The sequence below is a fragment of the Bradyrhizobium sp. AT1 genome, assembly GCF_001590795.1.
GTDB lineage: Bacteria > Pseudomonadota > Alphaproteobacteria > Rhizobiales > Xanthobacteraceae > Bradyrhizobium.
The window spans coordinates 5,788,493-5,807,682 of the sequence record NZ_JXDL01000001.1 but is presented as its reverse complement, the minus strand read 5'-3'; the positions used below and the strand labels follow the sequence as shown (position 1 = coordinate 5,807,682).

Below are 19,190 nucleotides of genomic sequence, written 5' to 3'. Positions count from 1 at the left end.
TGCTCCGACCAGGTGTCAGGCACCGCCTTGGCGTGCGACACCATCTTCTTCAGCACGCCGAGCTTGTGCTCCAACCCCTGGCGCGCCGGCCCCGAGGTGCGTGCCACCTTCTCTGAGAGCGCGCGAATGAGCTCGTGGCCCTGCTCGGCCAGCAGCTCGACGCTGTTGGTGGTCAGGAGCTGGTTGTAGCCCATCGCGGTCGAGATCGCGCGCTTGCCGCCATGCTCGATGCCGGCTTGAACGTCGTAACTGCCGGTGCCGCCGGTCTCGAACGAATAGACCCGCACCGCCTGCTCGCGCGTCAGCCCGGACGCGAGCGCGTAGCGCGCATAAGCGCGTTTGAACTCGACCTCGCTCGACGCGCGCTGCGGCGTGAACTGATACAGCTCCTGCGCCGCACGCAGGAAATCGGCGACGACGGGAATCGGCTTCTTGGCAGGCCGGTCCGGCGTTTCCTCCGGCTCCGGATTCACCGGCTTCTTCGGCCCGTTATAGAGCGGGGGATGCTCCAGCACGTAATCGTCGAGCGTGATCTGCTGTCCGCTGCGCCGTTTGGCGTTGCGGCCTTTGCGCTTCTCGGAGATCTGGCTCCAATAGGCGCCGGCCTCGGCGTCGAATGCGGCACGTGCCGCCTGATATTCGGCGAGCTTGCGGCGATATTCGAGTACGGCGGGCGAGGCGCCGCCTTGCGCAAAGAACTGCGACAGCAATTGAGCGTTGGCGTTGCGGACGGCGGGCGGCAGCGCATCGGCCTCGCCTCCGCGCGCGGCCGGCGCGAGCAGGAGAAGCGCGAGTGGAACCAGCGTCAGGCCATGTCGAATCGAATGATGCATGCGAAAGTCCTAGCAGGCATCCGGTAACCGTCACGTTAACGCGCCGTTTACCATCACTTCCAGGCGAAAACCGGCTGTTCCAGCTCGGTCACGCGGGTCTGCCTTCCCGCCAGCACCTCGCGGAACTGATAGATCAGCGCCGCGGTCGGGGCGTGGATCAGGCTTTCCCGGTGATGGAAGCGAATCACGCGGCGCGCGCTTTCGGGGATCGCGACGAAATCGAAGGCGTCATCACGCTCGATCGTGTCGAGCGCGATGCGATGGACGGAGGCGACCTCGTCCGGATTCGGCCGGATCGCGGCGCCGCCCGAAGCCCAGACCACGACCGGCGTGATCAGATAGCCCGACCGCGTCGGGTAGTCGTCGAGCGTGCCGAGCACATCGGCCTCTCCGAGGCGAAGGCCGAGCTCCTCGTCGAGCTCGCGCAGCGCCGCTTCGACCGGCGTCTCGCCGGCATCGCAGCGGCCGCCCGGCAACGCCCATTGGCCGCGATGGGCACGCAGATGCGATGCGCGCAGCGTGAGCAGGAATGCGGTGTCGTCGCCCTCGCTCGCGGTCAGCGCAACCGCCACCGCCGCACGCTTCAAGGCCGAGGGCGCTTCTTCCTCCGGCAGACGCGCGAAGGCGGCGCAGGCAGCGGCGATATTCCGCCGTGTGGCATCGTCGAACGGTCTCATCATGCTTGACTACACCACGTCCGGCCCTGATGAAACGACATCGCAAGGCCCGCACAGGAACGGACGACATGACCAGCAAGGCTGCCGCAAGGCTCAAATCGGAGGGCTGGAGCATCCTCGAGACCACCGGCTTCATGCACCTGGTCGGCCCCCTGTGGGAGCGCAAGATCGACGGCCATTACGAGTTCGCGCTCGCGACCGAGGACAAGCACCACAACCGCCGCGGCATGGTCCAGGGCGGCGTCATGATGACCTTCGCCGACCGCACCTGCGGCATGACCGCCCGCTACGTCTCCGGCAAGGAGTTCATGGCGACCGTGCAGCTCGATACCCATTTCGTCGAAGCCGGCCAGATCGGCGACATCCTGATCTCCCGCCCGCGCGTGGTGCGCTCGACCCGCAGCCTGATCTTCATGAGCACGGAGGTGACGGTCGACGACCGCTGCATCGTGATGGCGAACGGCGTGTTCAAGATATTGAAGGGGCCGGGGTAGCCCTGCTCGGCGACTACGCCACCGCTTCCCGCCATATGCTCCGTCATTGCGAGGAGCTCTTGCGACGAAGCAATCCGGCTCTCTCCGCGGACGCAGCTCTGGATTGCTTCGCTGCGCTCGCAATGACGGGCGTTGCTGGCTATGCTGCCCTCCATCGAACGATCGAGGAAATCGCCCATGCAATACCGTCAGCTCGGCCGCTCCGGCCTCAAAGTGTCGCCGATCTGTCTCGGCACCATGATGTTCGGCGGGCCCACGGATGAAGCTACGTCAAGACGGATCATCGACAGGGCGCACGGCGCGGGGATCAATTTCATCGACACGGCGGACGCTTATTCGAAGGGCGGATCCGAGGAGGTCGTCGGCCGCGCCATCGCGAGCAATCGCCACGCCTGGGTGCTCGCGACGAAACTCGCCAATCCGATGGGCAACGATCCCAATCGCGGCGGGCTGTCGCGACGCTGGGTATTGCAGGCCGCCGACGAGAGCCTCAAGCGGCTCGGCACCGACCACATCGACATCTACTATCTGCACAAGGAAGACCATGCGACGCCGCTGGAGGAAACGGTGCGCGCGATGGGCGATCTGATCCGCGCCGGCAAGGTGCGCTATTTCGGCGTCTCCAACTACCGCGCCTGGCGCGTCGCCGAGATCTGCAACATCTGCGACCGCCTCGGCATCGACCGTCCCGCGGTGAGCCAGCCCTATTACAACGCGATGAACCGCATGCCCGAGGTCGAGCATTTTCCGGCCTGCTCCTATTACGGCCTCGGCATCGTGCCCTACAGCCCGCTGGCGCGCGGCGTGCTCACGGGCAAGTACAGGCCGGACGCCGCCCCCGACAAGGAGACGCGGGCGGGACGCAACGACACCCGCATGATGCAGACCGAATGGCGGCCGGAATCGCTTCAGCTCGCACAGGAGATCAAGACTTACGCGGAGAGGCGCGGCATCACAGCCGGCCAGTTCGCGGTCGCCTGGGTGCTCAACTCCGCCTTCGTCTCCTCGATCGTCGCGGGGCCGCGCACCGAGGAGCAGTGGGACGGCTACATCGGCGCGCTCGACTATCGCTTCACGGCCGACGACGAGGCACTGATCGACCGTCTGGTCGTTCCGGGCCATCCCTCGACGCCGGGCTACAACGATCCCGCCTACCCGATCGAAGGCCGCCGCGCGCGGACGGCGTGAATTTCGAAAGACGATGATGCCGCACGAGGATCGCTACGGCCTGCCGCTCTCCACTACCTCGGACGAGGCGGCAGCCGCCTATCGCGAGGGCGTCGACCTCATGCTCGCGGGCTGGACCGGCACGGCAGAGGCGCTCGAGCGCGCGATTGCGGCCGACCCGGATTTCGCGCTGGCTCATATCGCCCGCGCCCGCGTGCACGCTTTCTACCAGCAGGGCGACCTGGCGCGGAGCAAGGCGACACTCGCGCGCCAGTTGGTGGCGAAGTGCGGCACGGAGCGTGAGCGCTCGCATGTCGAGACGCTGGCGCTGGCGATCGAGGGCCGGCTGCCGGACGCGATCGCAGCGACGCTGAAGCACGTCGAGAGCTGGCCGCGCGATGCCATGGTGCTGTCGCTCCCGCTTGGCGCGTTCGGCCTGTTCGCCTTCTCCGGCATGGCCGACCACGACCGCGCGCGGCATGAACTGTGCGAGCGCGTCAAGCAGCATTACGGCGAGGACTGGTGGTTCCTCACCATGGCCGGCTGGGCGATGACCGAAAATGGTGATGTCGCGCGCGGCCGCGCCATCACCGAGCGCGGTTTTGACCTGCGCCGGGCCAATGCCCACGCCGCGCATGCCGTGCTGCATGCGATGTTCGAGGACGGCTCGATCGACGCAGCCGACCGTCTCGTCGACGAGTGGATTCCCACCTATGATCGCGCCGGAATCCTGCACGGCCACATTCGCTGGCACCAGGCGCTCGGCGCGCTCGAGCAGGGCGATGCGGCCCGCGCGCTCGCAATCTATGCCGACGTGCTCCAGCCCACGGCCACGCAGGCACCGCCGCTCAACGTCATCACCGATGCCGCCTCTCTGCTCTGGCGCCTGTCGATCTACGGCCACAACGTACCGAAATCGCTGTGGCAGGAATCCGACACCGCCGCGCAAAAACTGTTTCCGAAGTCGAGCCTGTCCTTTGCCGACGTCCATATGGCGCTGTTCGCGGCCGCGACGCAAAACCGCGCGGCGCTCACCGCGCGCCTTGCGACCATCGAGCAGCGGCTCGTCGAGGGCAAGCTGCCGGCCGGACCCGTGGTGCCGGCGATCTTCCGCGCGCTGGCGGCCTATGCGGATGAGGATTACGCATCATGCGCGCAAACGCTCGCGCCTGTTCTCACCGAGGTCGTGCGCATCGGCGGCAGCCATGCCCAGCGCGAGTTGATCGAGGACACCTATATCGTCGCACTCATGCGCGGTGGCGAGCTGGCGCGCGCCCGCGCTACGCTGGACGCCCGCCTGCACCGCCGCCCCTCGCTCCGCGACACGCGCTGGCGGACGGCGATGGGCTAGGCTCCGCCACGAAAAAAACACCGGCCTGACGGCAAGTGCCGCCCGGACGGCTTGGGCGATTGGGGCGAATCGCCGTTGGGGTGGCGCGGTGGTATTCCAGACGGGTCTTGCAGAACAAACGGGATCGCAACCTATTTGCGGTTTGATGGTTATGCTGCGGAACCTGTCCGTGGTTCCCTGGCACGTGAGCTCCCCGATGCGCCTCTGCCGATCGCCGCTGGCCGCCGCCCTTGCTCTGGCCGCCACCCTTGCCGCTTCGGCAAGCCCTTGTTTTGCCGAAACTTCCAAGCCGATCCCAGTCAACAATCCGCCGGCGCAGCAGAATGCCTATATCGACCTGCTGGCGCTGATGTCCGGCCATTGCAAGACGTTCAAGGTCGCCGGCCGCACCTTCGCCTGCAAGACGGTGGCCTACGCCCACGGCGACAAGGGCCGGGTCAATTTCGCGGTCGCGGTCGACGATCCCTCCGACGACAGTCACGTGGTGTCGTTCTCCGGCGAGAACGGCAAGCGTGCCGACGACAATTCCTACGAACTGCCGATCGACCGCATGCTGCTCAACTCCAAGCACCGTCCCAAGGTCGACGGCCTGCCGGTGCCGGCTGAACAGATCTCCACCGGCCTATGTCGCCAGACTGGCAACTTCGCTGCCAGGAAAGTGAACGACGTTACCTGCTCTGCAACCGACAACGAAGGCCGTCGATATGAACTGCTGTTCGTGTCCGACGGTACGCCGGTGAGCGTGCGCCGCATCCGGCAGTCGTCGCCTTCGATCCAGGATCCGTTCAAGTAGCGGCACTTCGTCCCGCTCTTGCGTGATAGCGCAACCGTCGCGCATCGCTCCGTTGAAACTCCAGGTCAGCCGGTTATGCTCGCGCGCGCGTCCTCATCGAGGAGACGCGATTGCAATGGGGGCGGGCCGACGGTCCAGTAGAGCGTATGATCACCGGGCTGGTGCGCATCCTGATCGTCTGCCTGCTTGCAAGCCTGTCGCGTGAATGCATCGCGGCCGACGGCAAGCGGCAGCGTTCGATCCTGGTGCTGGAAGACGCCGATTTCCGCTCACCGTTCTATTCCGAGATCTTTGCCGGCATCCGCACCGCCGCGAAGCAGAGCGGGAGGAGCCCCACTGTGACTTATGGCGAGAGCCTCGATCTCGCCCGCTTCCCGGGGCCGGATTACGAAGAGAGTCTGGTCGGCCACCTCAGGACCAAATATGCGCAGCGGCCGATCGACGTCATCGTTTCGATCGGCGTCGCGTCGGCGAAGTTTCTTCAGAGACGAAAGCAGGAGATCTGGCCAGGCGCGCCGGTCGTCTACGGCTTCGTGCCCGATCTGCCCGAGACGCGCGCGCTTTTCCTGCCCGACACGACGGCCGTCTTCGCACGGATACGGCCGGCGCAGTTGCTGATGGCAGCCCGCGCCGTCGTTCCTGATCTCAATCGTGTCGTCCTCGTCGGCGAGGCCTGGAAGAATCCGCTGACATACGGACAGTGGAAGCAGGATTTCGCGGCCGCCATGCCTGACCTCGAAGTCACCGATCTGTCCGGGGCAACGCTACGCGAGGTCCGCGATCACGTCGGCTCCCTGCCCGCCCGCTCCGCGATCCTGACCTCGGCGATGTATTCCGATGGCGAAGGCACCTATTATTCCCCGGCCTCGGCGCTCGCGCGCGTCGCCGAAAAGGCCAACCGCCCCATCATCATCACGTCCGATACGTTCATCGGTCGCTCCGGGGTGGGCGGATTTCTGCTGCTGCCCGAAATGATCGGACGGGAAGCCGGCGAAGTGGCCATGCGGATCCTCGACGGCGAAGCACCGTCGAGCATCGTCCCCTTCGGCGGAGACAACGTGAAGCCAATCTTCGATTGGCGGGAGCTGAGACGCTGGAACGTGGACGAAGCCAATCTGCCCTCCGGCAGCGAGATCCGTTTCCGTCAGCAGACCTTCTGGGAGCAGTATCACTGGCACGCCACCATCGTCGCGAGCGTCGTTCTGCTTCAGGCGTTGATGATCGCCATCCTGCTGCGCGAGCGCCGCTTGCGCTTCGTGGCCGAGGTCGAGGCGCGTCAGCGCATGTCGGAGCTCGCCCACATGAATCGCCGCGCAACCGCTGGCGAGATGTCGGTCTCGCTCGCCCACGAGCTGAACCAGCCGCTCGCCGCCATCCTGATTAATGCCGAGTCGGCCCAGCAGATCTTGCTGAGCCCGGCGCCCGACCTCGACGAGGTCAGGGACATATTGGACCACATTTGCAGGGACGATCAGCGGGCAGCCGAGGTCATCAGGCGGCTGCGCGCATTCTTGAAGCGGGAGCCCACCGAACGGCGCGAACTCGACCTCAACACGATGGTCGGCGAGGTGTTTCGATTTCTCTCAGTGCAGGCACTGACGCACGATGTCGAGCTCGTGACGGAGCCCTCAGCCGCGGAAATCCGCGTCAAGGCCGACAATATCCAGCTCCAGCAGGCCATTCTGAATCTCGTCGTGAATGGCATAGATGCCGTGGCGCATCTTCCGGACAAGCGGCGCCGTGTCATCGGCCGAACCGGCCTCGCTGACGGCAATCAGGCCCTCGTCTCGATCGCCGATACCGGTGACGGTATCCTCGCGGAAAGGGCGACCGAGATCTTCAAGCCGTTCTTCACGACCAAGGCCCAGGGCATGGGCATAGGCCTTTCGATCGCGCATACCATCGTCGAGGCGCACGGCGGACGTATCTGGGCCGAGAACGCGCCGTCAGGGGGCGCCGTCTTCCACGTCAGCCTGCCGCTGGCAGCGCCGCGATAAAAGGTATCGCTTCTACAACGACGCCGTGCCGCGATCACGCGAACGCCTTCTCCAGCGTTGCGAAGATCACCGCGAGAGATTTGTCGTGCCGCGTCACCGGCGGCACCGGGCGATCGACCTTCATGAGCTGATAGACCGCCATTTGCGCCGCACGCACCGAATATTCGACGGTGAACACGACATCGTCCGGGATTTCGACGAACTGGCTGACGAAGGCGAGGTTGACCGAGTTCTTCGGCACCGGCAGCGGCCGGTCGGCCCAATTGCGCGGCATGAACATGCTGGTGATGTAGGGCATACGACAGGGGATGCAGATCGCGTCGTCGAACACGCTCGCATCGAAATTCAGGTGGCCGCACAGCTCCTTCAAAATATCCGCGCCGCCGCATTCGGACATCGGCTTGGCGACGAAATTGCCGACGCGGTCGGGATGCAGCGCATAGCCCCAGAACACCTGCACGTTCTTCGGCTGGCCGGAGAAATGCGGCTGGTGATAGAGCACGACCGACATCAGCCAGTTGGAATCCTTGAACGTGACGAGGCCGCCGGTGCCGGCCCTGTTGCCGGAGAACGCCTCCATCCGGTCGAAGAACTGCGGATCGCGGCAAGTGACGGTGAAGGACAGCCAATAGGATTCGGGGATCGAGGTGTTGAAGGCGGCGGGATTGCCGAATTCGGGACGACCTTGCGCGATGGTCTCCCACAGCGCCCAGCCCTGGCTCTCGGCCTTGGTCAGACGCGGCGGCGGCTCGGTCATGGTACCCAGGCTCGAGGCGTCCGTCATCGAACCGTTCTGGAAGAACACGAGGTCGCCGTCCTCGAGCCGGACATTGGCAACGCGGCCGTCGCGATCGAGCACGAGCTGGCGCGCCCGCAAGCGTCCGTCCTCGCTCTCGATCGCCATGTCGGTCACGCGCGTGCCACGCACGAACTGCACGCCCTGCCGCTTCAGCCAGTCGGCGAGCGGCTGCACGATCGCGTCATATTGATTGTAGACGGTGCGCTTGACGCCCGCGAGCGTCTCGATGCGTGGAAACTCGCTCATGAAGCGGTGCAGATAGCGCTTCAGCTCGACCGCGCTGTGCCAGGGCTGGAACGCGAAGGTGGTCTGCCACATGTACCAGAAATTGGACTCGAAGAATTTCGGCGAGAGCCAGTCGGTGATGCGGCTGTTGCCGAGCGTCTCCTCCGAGGCCTCGGTGAGCCGCAGCAGCTCCAGCCGGTCGCGCGCGGAAAAACCCATATGCGAGACGTCGACCTTGAAGCGGTTGCGGTCGACCAGCCTTGCCTGCGAATGCGCGGGGTTCTCGATATTGAACGCGATGGTCTCCTCGCGCACGCTGAGGCCGGGATGCTCGAGCGAGGGGATGCTGGAGAGCAGATCCCAGGTGCATTCGTAATGGTCGGTGGTCAGCATGCGGCCGCCGCGTAGCGAATAGGCGCCGTTCGCGAGCAGCGCACCGTCGAGGCTGCCGCCGACCAGCGGCTGCGCCTCGTAGATCACGATGTCACGCCCCGCCTGCTGCGCGTCGCGGATCAGGAACGCCGCGCCCGCGAGCGATCCAATGCCGCCGCCGATGAAATACGCCTTCATGACTTGCCTCGATTGCCGTAAGAATTGTCGCGGGCGACATTGCATGCGGAGGCAGCGATCGAAGTTGCGCTGGATCAAGCGCGGCCCAAGCGGCGTTCAAGAGGATGTGAGCGCTCTCGGCGGGGGCGCCGAAACATTCGCCTTTTTCGCATAGATGTGTTCGATCTCGTCCGCGAAGCGGCGTTCCAGCGCCGGCCGCTTGTTCTTCAGCGTCGGCGTGAGCAGGCCCGCGGCAATCGTCCACGGATCCAGCGTCCACCACACCGCGCGCGGCGTTGCATAGGACGGATAGGCCTTCACGGCCGCCGCAATTCGCGCCAGCAGAGCCGCCCGCTCCGCGGCGCCGCCTTGCTGGCCGCCGGCAGCCAGCCTTTCCGTCTCCGCCACCCAGGCTTTGGCATTCAGCACGACCAGCGCGGCGAGGAACGGCCGCTGTTCGCCCACCACCAGTGCCTGCTCGAACAAGGGATCGGCGAGGATCGCGGTCTCCAGATCGACCGGCGCGATCTTCTCGCCGGTCGAGGTGACCAGGATGTCCTTGATGCGGCCGGTGATGGTGATGCGCCCGTTCTCGATGCGGGCCTGGTCACCGGTATGCAGCCAGCCGTCGGCGTCCTTGACGCGGCGCGTCTCGTCCGGCTTGTGCCAATAGCCGAGCATCACGCTCGGCCCGCGCACCAGCAATTCGTCATTCTCGCCCAGCCTGACCTCGATGCCGTCGAGGACGTGGCCGACCGAGTGCGGATCGTTGTCCTCGACGGTGTTGACGGAGACCACCGGCGAGGTCTCGGTCATGCCGTAGCCCTGCAGCACGTCGAGCCCGAGTGCGAGAAACAGGCGAATCACGGGCTCCGCGATCGGCGCTCCGCCGGAGACGGCAACGCGCAGCCGGCCGCCGAGCTGCGCCAGCACCTTGTCGGCGACGAGGCGCTTGAGCAGCGGCCAGAGCAGCCGGTCCAGCGGCGACGGCGCGCGATGCTGCTGCCGCGCGTCGAAGCGCCGCCCGCCGACGGCGATGGTGAGGTCGAGCAGCGTGCGTTCGATCCAACCGGCGGCCGCCCGATGTTGCATGATCAGCGCGTAAACGCGCTCGTAGATCCGCGGCACCGAGACCAGCACCGTCGGCCGCACATGCTTCAGATCCTCTGAAAGCTGCGGCACCGAGCGCGCATAGGCGACACAGGCGCCGGCGGCGATCGGATAGTAATAGCCGCCGGTGCGTTCGAAAGTGTGCGAAAGCGGCAGGAAGGACAGGAAGACGTCGTGCGGCTCGGCTTTGATGCGCTGCGCGATCGCCTTCACATTGGCGACGACGTTGCCATGCGACAGCATCACCCCCTTCGGCCGCCCTGTCGTGCCCGAGGTGTAGACGATGGCGGCGAGGTCATCCGGCTGCACAGCGACATCAGGCAGCGGCGCGGTCGCACCGGGGGCTTGTGCGAGCCAGTGGTCGAGCCCGACGATGCGCGCATCCGGCGTGATGAGCCCGCCTGCATCGGCGCAGACGACGCGCTTGAGATGATCGAGCGGTTGGCCGGTCGCCACGATCGCCTGCCAGCGCTCCAGCGTGTCGACGAACAGCAGCAGCGCGCCGGAATCGACGAGGACGTAGGCGATGCTGTCGGGATTGTCGACGGCATGCATCGGCACCGGCACGAGGCCGCGCGACAGCGCCGCCTGGTCCATCGCGATATGCGCAATGCCGTTCGGCAATAGGATCGCGATGCGCTCGCCGGACGCGAAATTCTCCGCGGCGAGCGCCCGCCGCCACAGCTCGAATGCCGCATCGATCTCGCGCCAGGATTGGCTGACCCAGCGCTGCGCGGCCCTATCGAAATGGCGATAGGCCTCCGCCGCCGGCGTCGCCTTGACGCGCCAGCGCAGCAGCTCCGGCAGCGTCTTGATGTCGGCAAGACCGTCTGGTTGACTCGCCTGTCCCGGCATGGCGTTCTCTCGCATCTCGTCGATTCCCAACAATTTGGCGCCTCGACCCTAGGCCGGCCAGTCCCCGCCGCTTTGATCCTCAGCAAGGCGGCCGCACCCACCCTTGTGTCCCCGACGCGGTGCAGCGCGTAGCGCTGCTCCGCAGAGCGGGGACCCATGCCGCCGAGAGCTCCCCAGCAAGGTGGCCCGGCTCTGCAGCGCACCGTCAAAGAGACGCTGCGCTGCGTCCGGGGCAACACGTCGCAAATCGAGGGAAGATCGGCATTGCGCGCGGTCCCCGTCGCCTCGCATATTCGCTTCAACACCATGCGCGAAAGACCCGATCATGCCCCACCTTCCCGCCCTCATCGTCATTGACGTCCAGCGTGCATTCGACGAATGGGAGGCGGCGGGAAAGCGACGCAACAATCCGGACGCGGTGGCGCGGATCGCTGATCTGCTGACGACGTTCAGGGCGCACCGCGCGCCGATCTATCACATCCGCCACGAGGGCACGAACCCGAACTCGTCGTTCCTGCCTCAAAGCTCCGGCTATGCCGTCAAGGACGAGGCGCGCGAGCAGCCCGGCGAGACGGTCATCGTCAAGCGCGTCAACAGCGCCTTCATCGACACCGACCTGGAACAGCGCCTGCGCGCGGCCGGCATCGGCACACTCGTGATCTGCGGCGCCACCACCAATCATTGCGTGGAGACGACGACGCGGATGGCCGGCAATCTCGGCTTCGACGCGCGCCTGGTGCGCGATGCGACATGGACGTTCGACCGCATCGGCCCGGACGGCGATAAGCACACCGCCGAGGAGATCCATGCGATGACGCTGTCGAACCTCAATGGCGAGTTCGCCCACATCGTTACCAGCGACGACGTGATCGCGTCATTCGCGGCCAAGTAATGGCAGCAATGCGATCGACGCGATCGATGCGACAATAGATCTCACGACGCGCACGCTCGGGCGCGGATCAAGCGCCGCGCACTGCGTCGTTTCGACGCCCGCACTTCCCGGAACGCAGCCGACGCCCATCTGTTGTCTCACGACATTCAACTGGAGTGATGACATGAAATATCTCATTGTCGCGATGGCGGTCGGAGCTGCGGCGCTTGCCAGCGGATCGGCGGCGAACGCGGCCGGCAGTTCGAGCGCTAAGCAGAGCGCCCAGGGCGGCCAATCGACCGACATCAGCGCGCAGCACCGGCACCACGGCCATCACCATCATTGGCGCCGTCATCACCACCATCACGGCTACTACCGTCCGCACTACCGCAGCTACGGCTACTACCCGCGGCATCACGGTTATTACGGCGGCGGGCCGTATGGATATTACGGCGGTGGCGGTCCGGGCGTGACGTTCAGCTTCGGCGGCGGCCGCTGGTGAGACAAAAGGCCCGCAGAGATGCGGGCCTTTTTTCATCCCCTCAGGATCATCCCGGCGGTCTCCACCCCGCTCGTTAGCGCCGCTTCCACCGTGCCCATGTCGCGGCCGCGATAGAGCGCTTCACCGGAGAACAACACCAAGCCATCGGCGCGCGCGAGCATCGCCTGTGCCGCGCGGGTCCGCGGCGTCGCCCAGGAATAGGCGCCTCGCGCAAAGGGATCGTGCGCCCAGTTGATCGCTGTCGCGGCCACCAGCTCGCGCGCGACGTCCTCGCGCGACAGCTTGAAGATGGCAGCGAGCGAATCGAGTCCGGACTCGACCAGGCCTTGGGGGTCGAGCCCTTCCAGCTCCGCCGTGCGCGGGCCGCCGAACCAGCCGGTGAGCACCGCGTGCTGGCTCGGATATTGCGTCCACCACACCGGGATCGTCTGATCTGACAACAGGAAGGTCATGCCGGCGAGATCCGCCCCTCGCTCGCGCCACCATGGCCGCGCGAAGCGCAGCAGGATCTTGACGACATTGCCGAAGCCGATGTCATCAGTGGCGACTAGTTTCGCGCGAGCGCTCGCCGGCAGAGCCATCTCGCGCAACAATGGCAGCGGCACGGTAAGGATCACGCGGTCGCAGCCGTACGCAACGCCGTCAGCGCAACGCACAGCCGCCGAACCATCTCGTTCCTCGATCGCCGTCACCACACAGCCGAGATGGATGGTGACGCCGTGCCTGCGGCAGTCCGCCGCCAGAAAGTCGATCAGCCCGCCGTAGCCACCGTCGATGCGCGCCTGCGCCGCGTGGCCGCCATCCATCCATTCCTCGCGCAGCGCCAGCGTCGAGGCGCGCTCGGGGTCCGCCGCGTCATAGCCCTCGACCATCCGCTCGATCGAATGGCGCATCGGCGCGTAGTCATTCCCCGCAAAATGCCGGCGCAGGAACTCGGCGACGGTGAGATCGTCCTTCAAGTCCCGCAGCACGGCCTGAAGCTCCGCCTCGTGCGGATCGTCGCGATCGTCGCGCGAGAGCGTCGTCCCGTCAAAGCTCCACTGCTCGCCCGCGATCTCCCGAAGCGACAGCCCGGCCTCGCGCAGCAATCCGCGCGTCACCGGCGCCTCGCCATGGACGAACTCGGCGCCTCCAGCGGCGGGATAGCCGAACTCGTCAGCCGGCAACGGATGGATGCGGCCGCCGCAGCGCGTGCGCGCCTCCAGCAGCGTCACCTTCCGGCCCGCCCGCGCCAGCTCGCGCGCCGCCATCAGCCCGGCCGCACCGGCGCCGACGATGACGATATGCTCCGCTGTGTCGGACATGGCTGCGCGTTACCGGCTCGCGGCTGGCGGATCGTTCTTGATGAGATAACGCAGTAGCAGGACGCCGCCGCCGAGATCCCGCGTGCTCTCCAGCGTCATCGCCGCGATCGGCGCGCGCTTGTCGCTGTCCGCTTCGGTCGACGAGAACACGAAGGGCGCGCCCGTTGCGCCGTCGATCGCGGGGCTGAGGATCAGGTTGAACTCGTCGATCAGGCCGGCGCGCAGGAACGCGCCATTGGCGACGCCGCCGCCCTCCACCAGCAGGCGCTTCACCCCTAGCTCGCGGTTGAGGATGTCCAGCGTCAGCGCCAGGTCGATCTCGGACTTGCCGGCGAAGATATAGGACACGCCCTCGCCCCGGAGCCCGGCGAGATGCGAGTCCGGCACGCTCTCGGTCAGCACCACGACGATCGGGTCGCCACCGATGTCAGAGCGGCCCCAGCCGATCTTGCCCTGCGCATCGAGCACGACGCCGTAGGTCTTGGCATCGCGCCGCGCCAACCAATTTTCGCGCGGTAACTTCTCATTTGTCGCGGGATAGGGATGGCCCTTGGCGAACTCCGATCCGGTGACGCGGCCGATCACCCAGGCATCGCCGCCGAGCTCGTCATGGATCTTCTCGAACCAGTCCGTCCCCGCTCCCTTCGGACGCCAGCGGCTCGGGTGGGTGCGGCCGTCGAGGCTGGAATGCATCAGACAGATGACAGTGGGCTTCATGCAAGTCTCCGGGGCAGCGCTTCAGGCCGCCGATCCATTGCCGCCGGCATTCTCCCTGGCGCGGTCGTTGACGATCACCGCAAGCGGATTGAGCTTCGGCGGCGCGACCAGCTGCAGCGTGTTGGTGTCGCGATGATTGAACGGCGCGCCGCGGACGAACAACTCGGTCTGGATCAGATAGGTCCAGCTGCCGTCCTCGTTGAAGGTGATGTCGCAGCGGTAAGCATCGGTGCGGAAGGCTTGTTCCAGAAAATCGGTCGAGCAGATGCCGTAGGCGGTGTCGCCGCGTTTCGCGGTGACGGAGATGGTCCTGTCATCAGGCCCGGCCTTGCCCGAGGCCAGCAGCACCTGTCCGCGCGGAATGGCCAGCGTCTGCATGATCAGCCCGGTCGCGGGCTCCCACAGCCAATAGCCGACCTGGTCGTGGAAGGTGATGTCCTCCTCGGGCGTGTTGATGTGGATGTGGTAGCGCAGCCCGTAGAGGAGCTGCGGCCCGTTGGCCTGCGGATCGATCGGGTCCATGCCGATGCGCTCGATGAAGGTGCGCCGCTCCGGCCCCTCCGCTTTCGGATTGATGTCGATGCCCTTGTCCGCCTGCCAATGGCCTGCGAGCCGGCGCAGCGGTCCGAGATTGGCAAGGCCGTCGGGCGAAACGTCCTCGGGCTCGGTGAAGATGTCGGCGGGAATGGGGAGCATGGCGGCCTCACAGCAAGTTGCGGAACAGCCATAGCATGGCGGCGAGAACCTGGCGCGTGCTCAGGCCTCACAATCGCGAATGGACACCGGCGCCATGCGCAGATGATCGCCGGGCCTTCAGCTGGAGGTCGCCATTGGACTTCGTCGGAGCGACCGGCATGTGCCGCGACCTGCCGATCTGCTCTGCCGATCCGCTTACGGTCTACGAGGATTTCGCCGGACTCAGGCGTCTTCCCACGAAATCACATAGGCGCCGAGATAGTCGCTGGTGCCGAATTGGCCCTGCCCCTTGTAGTACCAGCTCCCCGCGCTGACGCCGTAATGATCGCGGCCCTGCTCGGTCAAGCTTGCCGGACCGATTGCGTCGCCGTTCGACGCGCTGCCGATAATGAGTCCCGAAGCATCGCGCACGACCTGAAAGCTATCGGTGCTCATCGTGTAGAATGAGGGGTCCATGGCTTCGATCTTGATCTTGCCGCTGCGGGCGGCGCTGAGCTGCGCTTCCATGGACGCGACTTGCGCGGTGACATTGGCCATCTGATCGGCACTATAGGCGCCAGCGGCGATTGCCGCCTTTTGTGCCTTGATCGCATCGGGAAATCCCGACAACGTCATTTGAACGAACTGCTTCTTGGCGTCCTCGAGCGTCGCCGGTTGCTGTTCGTAATAGCTTTGCCACCATTTGGCTTCGACGTAGACACGCAGCTCCGCGGTACTGAGGGATTTCTCCTGCTCGGCCGTGAGGGCCGGCAGAGTGGGGAGTTGATGGTCGCGGGCCATTTGCTTGAGCGAGGCATCGTCATGCCCGCTGGCAGCGTCCCCGAACTTCCCGGATTTCACCCAGGATCGCACCAGCGCCGTCGCCTCTTCCGCCGATGCCTTCCCGGCGGCGCTGTCCGCCGAGCCATGCTTGATCGCATCGAGTTGCTTGGCGAGGTCTCCGATCCGGGCGAGAGCATCGACGACCCCGGGCGCAAAGCGGCGCGACGAGGCGGCATTGACATGCGGAACCGGGCCGGCTCCGGCAGCTTCGGATTCAGTGCTCGCGGTGGGGCTTGCTTTCAGCAGGGTGAGCGCTGTCGCGCCGACGGAATTGATGGCAACCATATGCCCTCCTAAATCCATGACCTGGACGTCCGCCAATCATTGCCGGGTCACAAGCGGGGGGCTGGCCTCATGCCAGTTGTCGCGCGGCTGATCAACCTCAGGACGTGAAGCCGAATCAGCACTCGCAGACTAACGGCTACAGTCGGGGTGACGCAATCCGCGAAATTGCCGATCAGCTCACTTTGGTGAATCGATTCTTGAATTGCGAGACAGCGCGGCGGGATTGCTCGAACCCTGCGTCAGCCGGCCGCAGCATGCTCCCGCCGCACCATGCGAGACGGAGCCGAACCATGTCGGTTCGGCTCCGCGGCGGGGACTCTTAGTGGCGATGATCGCGGACCTCGGGCTGAGTGCGGTGGTCGCGGACGATGGTCTGGTTGCGATGGTCGCGCACGATGGGCGGATCGCGATGATCGCGCACGATGGTCAGCGCGCTCGCGGGCGTCACCGCGCTCGCCAGGGTGATCGCCGCGAAAGCCACGAGGATGGTATTGCGCATGAGTCTTGTCCTTTGCCTTGGTGGATCACTGCGAACCACCTGACGCAAAGCTAGATTGACCGGCGCGAAAGATATGTGCCTCCGGTCACGTGATGGTCATCGCCCCGCTTGGCAACCGCGCCTCGTTCGATCGAAGGAGAGACACGAGAGTGATCGCGGCGGCGTCAGCGCCAGCCCGCCGCGAGCGCCACGCTACTGCAATAGGCCGAGGTCTCGCCCGATCGCCAGCCGGTGATGCGCCCTGCTTCCTTGCACTCGTCGTAGCTCTTGTAGTTGCCGACGTTGCGGCATGTTGCCGAGTACACGCCGCCCGTGGCGCTGCAGCCGACCCAAGGCTGGTTGCCCGTCCTGAAGCTCGATTGGCAGCCGCCGACACAGTTATTCGTCTTGGCGGCGAGCTGGGCCAGCTTCGCGACATCCGAGTTCGGGGCCGCCGATGCCGTGGTTGGCGAGGTTGCGACGACCCTGGTGCTGCGGGCAGTTGCACGATGCGTCGATCTGTGTGGTCTCGCCATCAGTTTCGGCGCCTCCACCGTGATGCCGGGGAGCTGGGTATCAGCAGGTGTCGGTTGCGATTTCGCCGTGCCGCCTAGGCCGCACAGCAGTAAGGCAATCGACGGGATGGCGACGGCGCAGCGCGGAACGAAGCGTGATGACGACATCATGGCAATTTCCTTCCAAAGGGAGACAGTCAATTCCATCCCCGGAGCAACGATATCCCACGCCCAATCAAGTTGCATCCTTGCATCCCGCAACCCGTCAGATTTTCGGCGCGCGATCGGCGCCCCGTCTGCCGATTTTTTAGTCGCCCGCACTGGAGCATTTGTGTTCGGCGATCCGTTTGCGCGGTGGAATCGCAATGCTAAAACGCAATGGGCTGCGTCTCCTGCCGTTAGCGGGAATCACGCCGTTCCCAGTGCGGCTTTTGCGTAACGTCAGTGATCTTCAAGTGAGCAGTCCGGAATGCAGCAGGCTTCGGTCGAGACGTTTTCAGACCTCATTGGCTCGATTTATGACTGTGTGATTACGCCCGAGCGATGGACCGGAGTTCTGGACGAGATCTGCGCCGAACTGGGCTTCGCCACCGGCGCGCTCTCGGTCGCCAGCCTCACCAACATGAAGGCCGTCGTCAACGCGGTCTCCGGATCCGATCTCGCCGTGATGACACAGAACGCGATCGGTTACGGGCCTGATATCATCGAGCTCTGGGGCGGCGCGGCCCGCATCCAGCAATATCCGCTCGGAGAGCCGATCGTTCAATCGCAGGCGGTCCCGCAGGCCGTCATCTCGGGCAACCGCTATTATCGCGAATGGGCCCTGCCCAAGGGCCTGTTCGATGCCGTCGCCGTCGGCCTCGTTCGCGACAAGGCGATGGTTGGGAATGCGATCTTCAGCCAACACGAATCGGCGGGCCCGGTCGACGACGGGCAAATCGCCGGGCTCCGCCTTCTGGCACCTCACATCCGCCGCGCCGTGACGATCAGCAATCTGTTCGACATGAAGACGGTGGAAGCCACCACCTTCGCCGCCACGGTGGAGGCCCTGAAGGTCGGCGTCGTGCTGGCGGACGAAGAGTCGAAAATCGTTCACAGCAATGCGGCGGCCACCGCGATGCTCGAAGCTCAAGATCCGATTCTGATGCGGCATGGCCGGATCGCGGTCCAGTCAGCGGCAACCACCACCACATTGCAATCGGCCGTCGCGCAGGCGGCAAAGGACGAGGCGACGCTCGGCCAAAAGGGCATCGGCATCCCGATCCCTCGCCCGGGGGGTGACCCTCTCGTCATCCACGTCCTGCCGCTGCGGCGCAGCCCGACGCGATCCGGCTTGATCCAGAGAGCCGCCGCAGCCCTGTTCGTGGCCTCGGCCGCCGGACCGCCGCGATTGCCTCACGATGCCCTGAGCCAGCTCTATGATCTGACGCCAGCCGAGATTCGCATTTTCGAGCTCATCTGCGAAGGTCAGACCCGCGACGCGATCTCGCAATCGCTCGGGGTCGCCGTCAGCACCGTGAAGAGCCATCTCGTTCACGTCTTCCAAAAGACGGGATGCCGGCGCCAGGTCGACCTGGTCAGGCTGGCGAGATCGCTGACGTTTCCGGTTTAGGCGCCGACCGCTGTCAAGCCGCTTCCGCCACCGATTTCGCACGCTCTTCGAGCATGCCGATCGTGGAGACCAGATTGTCGCGCCGCGCGCGAAGGTTAACGGCCAGCAGCGGATAGGTCGGCTGCTGCACGTCGAACACCCCGGCTTTGGCCTCCACCTCGAGAATATCGGTATTCAAGAGCCGAACGCGCCACCATAAATCGGCGATCAACGCATCGAGCCGGAGTTCGCCGGCAGCACCAGAACGGGACATATCTTGCATCGCTTGCCTCAACCTGAAACGGGCCTCCCTGCTGAGGCCTGGATTTGGCGTTGACTGAGCAAGCGGAGTGCCAGGCAGGGCAGGCGCGGAATGATGCTGAGGTCGGGGGATGAAGTTGCCGCGATTGCTTTACTTCGCGGAAAAAAAGATGAAACTAGTTAGACGAGCATTTTTCTCTACCACTCGTCTTAACTGGACTCACACCGCCCAGCGATTGGACTACTGCAGGGGGAAACTGAATTTGTTTCTGCTCTCGGGAGCGCCAGCCCCCGCATT

Annotated in this window: 20 protein-coding genes; 8 read left to right on the top strand and 12 right to left on the bottom strand. The window is 65.3% G+C overall.

Annotated elements, in window-relative coordinates; genetic code table 11:
• Both SE92_RS26940 and SE92_RS26935 read right to left on the bottom strand, forming a co-directional pair.
• A partial coding sequence (locus SE92_RS26940; RefSeq protein WP_063200247.1) for a hypothetical protein occupies positions 1-833 on the bottom strand: 833 nt, incomplete at its 3' end.
• A gap of 53 nt (positions 834-886) precedes the next feature.
• Positions 887-1,513: an NUDIX hydrolase gene (locus SE92_RS26935; RefSeq protein ID WP_063200244.1), complete on the bottom strand. Its 627-nt coding sequence runs from the start codon at positions 1,511-1,513 to the stop codon at positions 887-889.
• A 65-nt stretch (positions 1,514-1,578) separates the two neighbouring features.
• Here SE92_RS26935 and SE92_RS26930 point away from each other — a divergent pair, with 65 nt between their 5' ends.
• The 5 genes from SE92_RS26930 (at position 1,579) to SE92_RS26910 (ending at position 7,312) form a co-directional block, all read left to right on the top strand.
• Positions 1,579-2,004, top strand: coding sequence for a PaaI family thioesterase (locus SE92_RS26930; protein ID WP_063200241.1), 426 nt, complete (start codon positions 1,579-1,581; stop codon positions 2,002-2,004).
• Positions 2,005-2,181: 177 nt separating this feature from the next.
• Positions 2,182-3,192, top strand: coding sequence for an aldo/keto reductase (locus SE92_RS26925; RefSeq protein WP_063200238.1), 1,011 nt, complete (start codon positions 2,182-2,184; stop codon positions 3,190-3,192).
• Between the two features lie 16 nt (positions 3,193-3,208).
• Positions 3,209-4,522, top strand: a complete 1,314-nt coding sequence (locus tag SE92_RS26920) for a tetratricopeptide repeat protein (RefSeq protein WP_063203783.1) — start codon at positions 3,209-3,211, stop codon at positions 4,520-4,522.
• A gap of 196 nt (positions 4,523-4,718) precedes the next feature.
• Positions 4,719-5,315: a hypothetical protein gene (locus tag SE92_RS26915; RefSeq protein ID WP_063203782.1), complete on the top strand. Its 597-nt coding sequence runs from the start codon at positions 4,719-4,721 to the stop codon at positions 5,313-5,315.
• A 146-nt stretch (positions 5,316-5,461) separates the two neighbouring features.
• Complete coding sequence (locus tag SE92_RS26910; protein WP_063200235.1) at positions 5,462-7,312, top strand: sensor histidine kinase; 1,851 nt, start codon at positions 5,462-5,464, stop codon at positions 7,310-7,312.
• Positions 7,313-7,346: 34 nt separating this feature from the next.
• On the opposite strand, the gene SE92_RS26905 is transcribed toward SE92_RS26910, so the two are convergent.
• Together SE92_RS26905 and SE92_RS26900 are read right to left on the bottom strand one after the other, a co-directional pair.
• Positions 7,347-8,906 (bottom strand): oleate hydratase, encoded by a 1,560-nt coding sequence (locus SE92_RS26905; RefSeq protein ID WP_063200232.1) that lies wholly within the window; start codon positions 8,904-8,906, stop codon positions 7,347-7,349.
• A 96-nt stretch (positions 8,907-9,002) separates the two neighbouring features.
• Positions 9,003-10,865, bottom strand: coding sequence for an AMP-dependent synthetase/ligase (locus SE92_RS26900; RefSeq protein ID WP_245324708.1), 1,863 nt, complete (start codon positions 10,863-10,865; stop codon positions 9,003-9,005).
• 310 nt (positions 10,866-11,175) lie between these two features.
• On the opposite strand from SE92_RS26900, the gene SE92_RS26895 reads away from it, so the two are divergent.
• Positions 11,176-11,742, top strand: a complete 567-nt coding sequence (locus SE92_RS26895) for a cysteine hydrolase family protein (protein WP_063200226.1) — start codon at positions 11,176-11,178, stop codon at positions 11,740-11,742.
• Here SE92_RS26895 and SE92_RS36815 read toward each other — a convergent pair.
• Positions 11,725-11,907, bottom strand: coding sequence for a hypothetical protein (locus SE92_RS36815; protein ID WP_198172794.1), 183 nt, complete (start codon positions 11,905-11,907; stop codon positions 11,725-11,727). The genes SE92_RS26895 and SE92_RS36815 overlap by 18 nt on opposite strands.
• Here SE92_RS36815 and SE92_RS26890 point away from each other — a divergent pair.
• On the top strand, positions 11,906-12,223 hold the full coding sequence (locus tag SE92_RS26890; protein ID WP_063200224.1) for a hypothetical protein: 318 nt from the start codon (positions 11,906-11,908) through the stop codon (positions 12,221-12,223). The genes SE92_RS36815 and SE92_RS26890 overlap by 2 nt on opposite strands.
• 32 nt (positions 12,224-12,255) lie before the next feature.
• Here SE92_RS26890 and SE92_RS26885 read toward each other — a convergent pair whose 3' ends face one another.
• The 6 genes from SE92_RS26885 to SE92_RS26860 all read right to left on the bottom strand — a co-directional run bounded on the left by SE92_RS26885 (position 12,256) and on the right by SE92_RS26860 (position 17,286).
• On the bottom strand, positions 12,256-13,527 hold the full coding sequence (locus tag SE92_RS26885) for a flavin monoamine oxidase family protein (protein WP_063200221.1): 1,272 nt from the start codon (positions 13,525-13,527) through the stop codon (positions 12,256-12,258).
• A gap of 9 nt (positions 13,528-13,536) precedes the next feature.
• Positions 13,537-14,244, bottom strand: coding sequence for a RibD family protein (locus tag SE92_RS26880; protein WP_063200218.1), 708 nt, complete (start codon positions 14,242-14,244; stop codon positions 13,537-13,539).
• Between the two features lie 21 nt (positions 14,245-14,265).
• Positions 14,266-14,940 carry an FABP family protein gene (locus SE92_RS26875; RefSeq protein ID WP_063200215.1) on the bottom strand — a complete coding sequence of 225 codons (675 nt, stop codon included), beginning with the start codon at positions 14,938-14,940 and terminating at the stop codon, positions 14,266-14,268.
• 222 nt (positions 14,941-15,162) lie between these two features.
• Entirely contained in the window at positions 15,163-16,083 is a 921-nt protein-coding gene (locus tag SE92_RS26870) for a hypothetical protein (RefSeq protein WP_157095695.1), read from the bottom strand.
• Between the two features lie 283 nt (positions 16,084-16,366).
• The gene (locus SE92_RS26865) at positions 16,367-16,546 is read right to left on the bottom strand and encodes a hypothetical protein (protein WP_038972180.1); all 180 of its coding nucleotides are present in this window, start codon (positions 16,544-16,546) and stop codon (positions 16,367-16,369) included.
• A 164-nt stretch (positions 16,547-16,710) separates the two neighbouring features.
• Positions 16,711-17,286 (bottom strand): hypothetical protein, encoded by a 576-nt coding sequence (locus SE92_RS26860; RefSeq protein WP_245324706.1) that lies wholly within the window; start codon positions 17,284-17,286, stop codon positions 16,711-16,713.
• A gap of 223 nt (positions 17,287-17,509) precedes the next feature.
• Here SE92_RS26860 and SE92_RS26855 point away from each other — a divergent pair, with 223 nt between their 5' ends.
• Entirely contained in the window at positions 17,510-18,652 is a 1,143-nt protein-coding gene (locus tag SE92_RS26855) for a helix-turn-helix transcriptional regulator (protein WP_063200205.1), read from the top strand.
• A gap of 13 nt (positions 18,653-18,665) precedes the next feature.
• On the opposite strand, the gene SE92_RS26850 is transcribed toward SE92_RS26855, so the two are convergent.
• Positions 18,666-18,914: a hypothetical protein gene (locus SE92_RS26850; protein ID WP_063200201.1), complete on the bottom strand. Its 249-nt coding sequence runs from the start codon at positions 18,912-18,914 to the stop codon at positions 18,666-18,668.
• Positions 18,915-19,190: the final 276 nt, after the last annotated feature.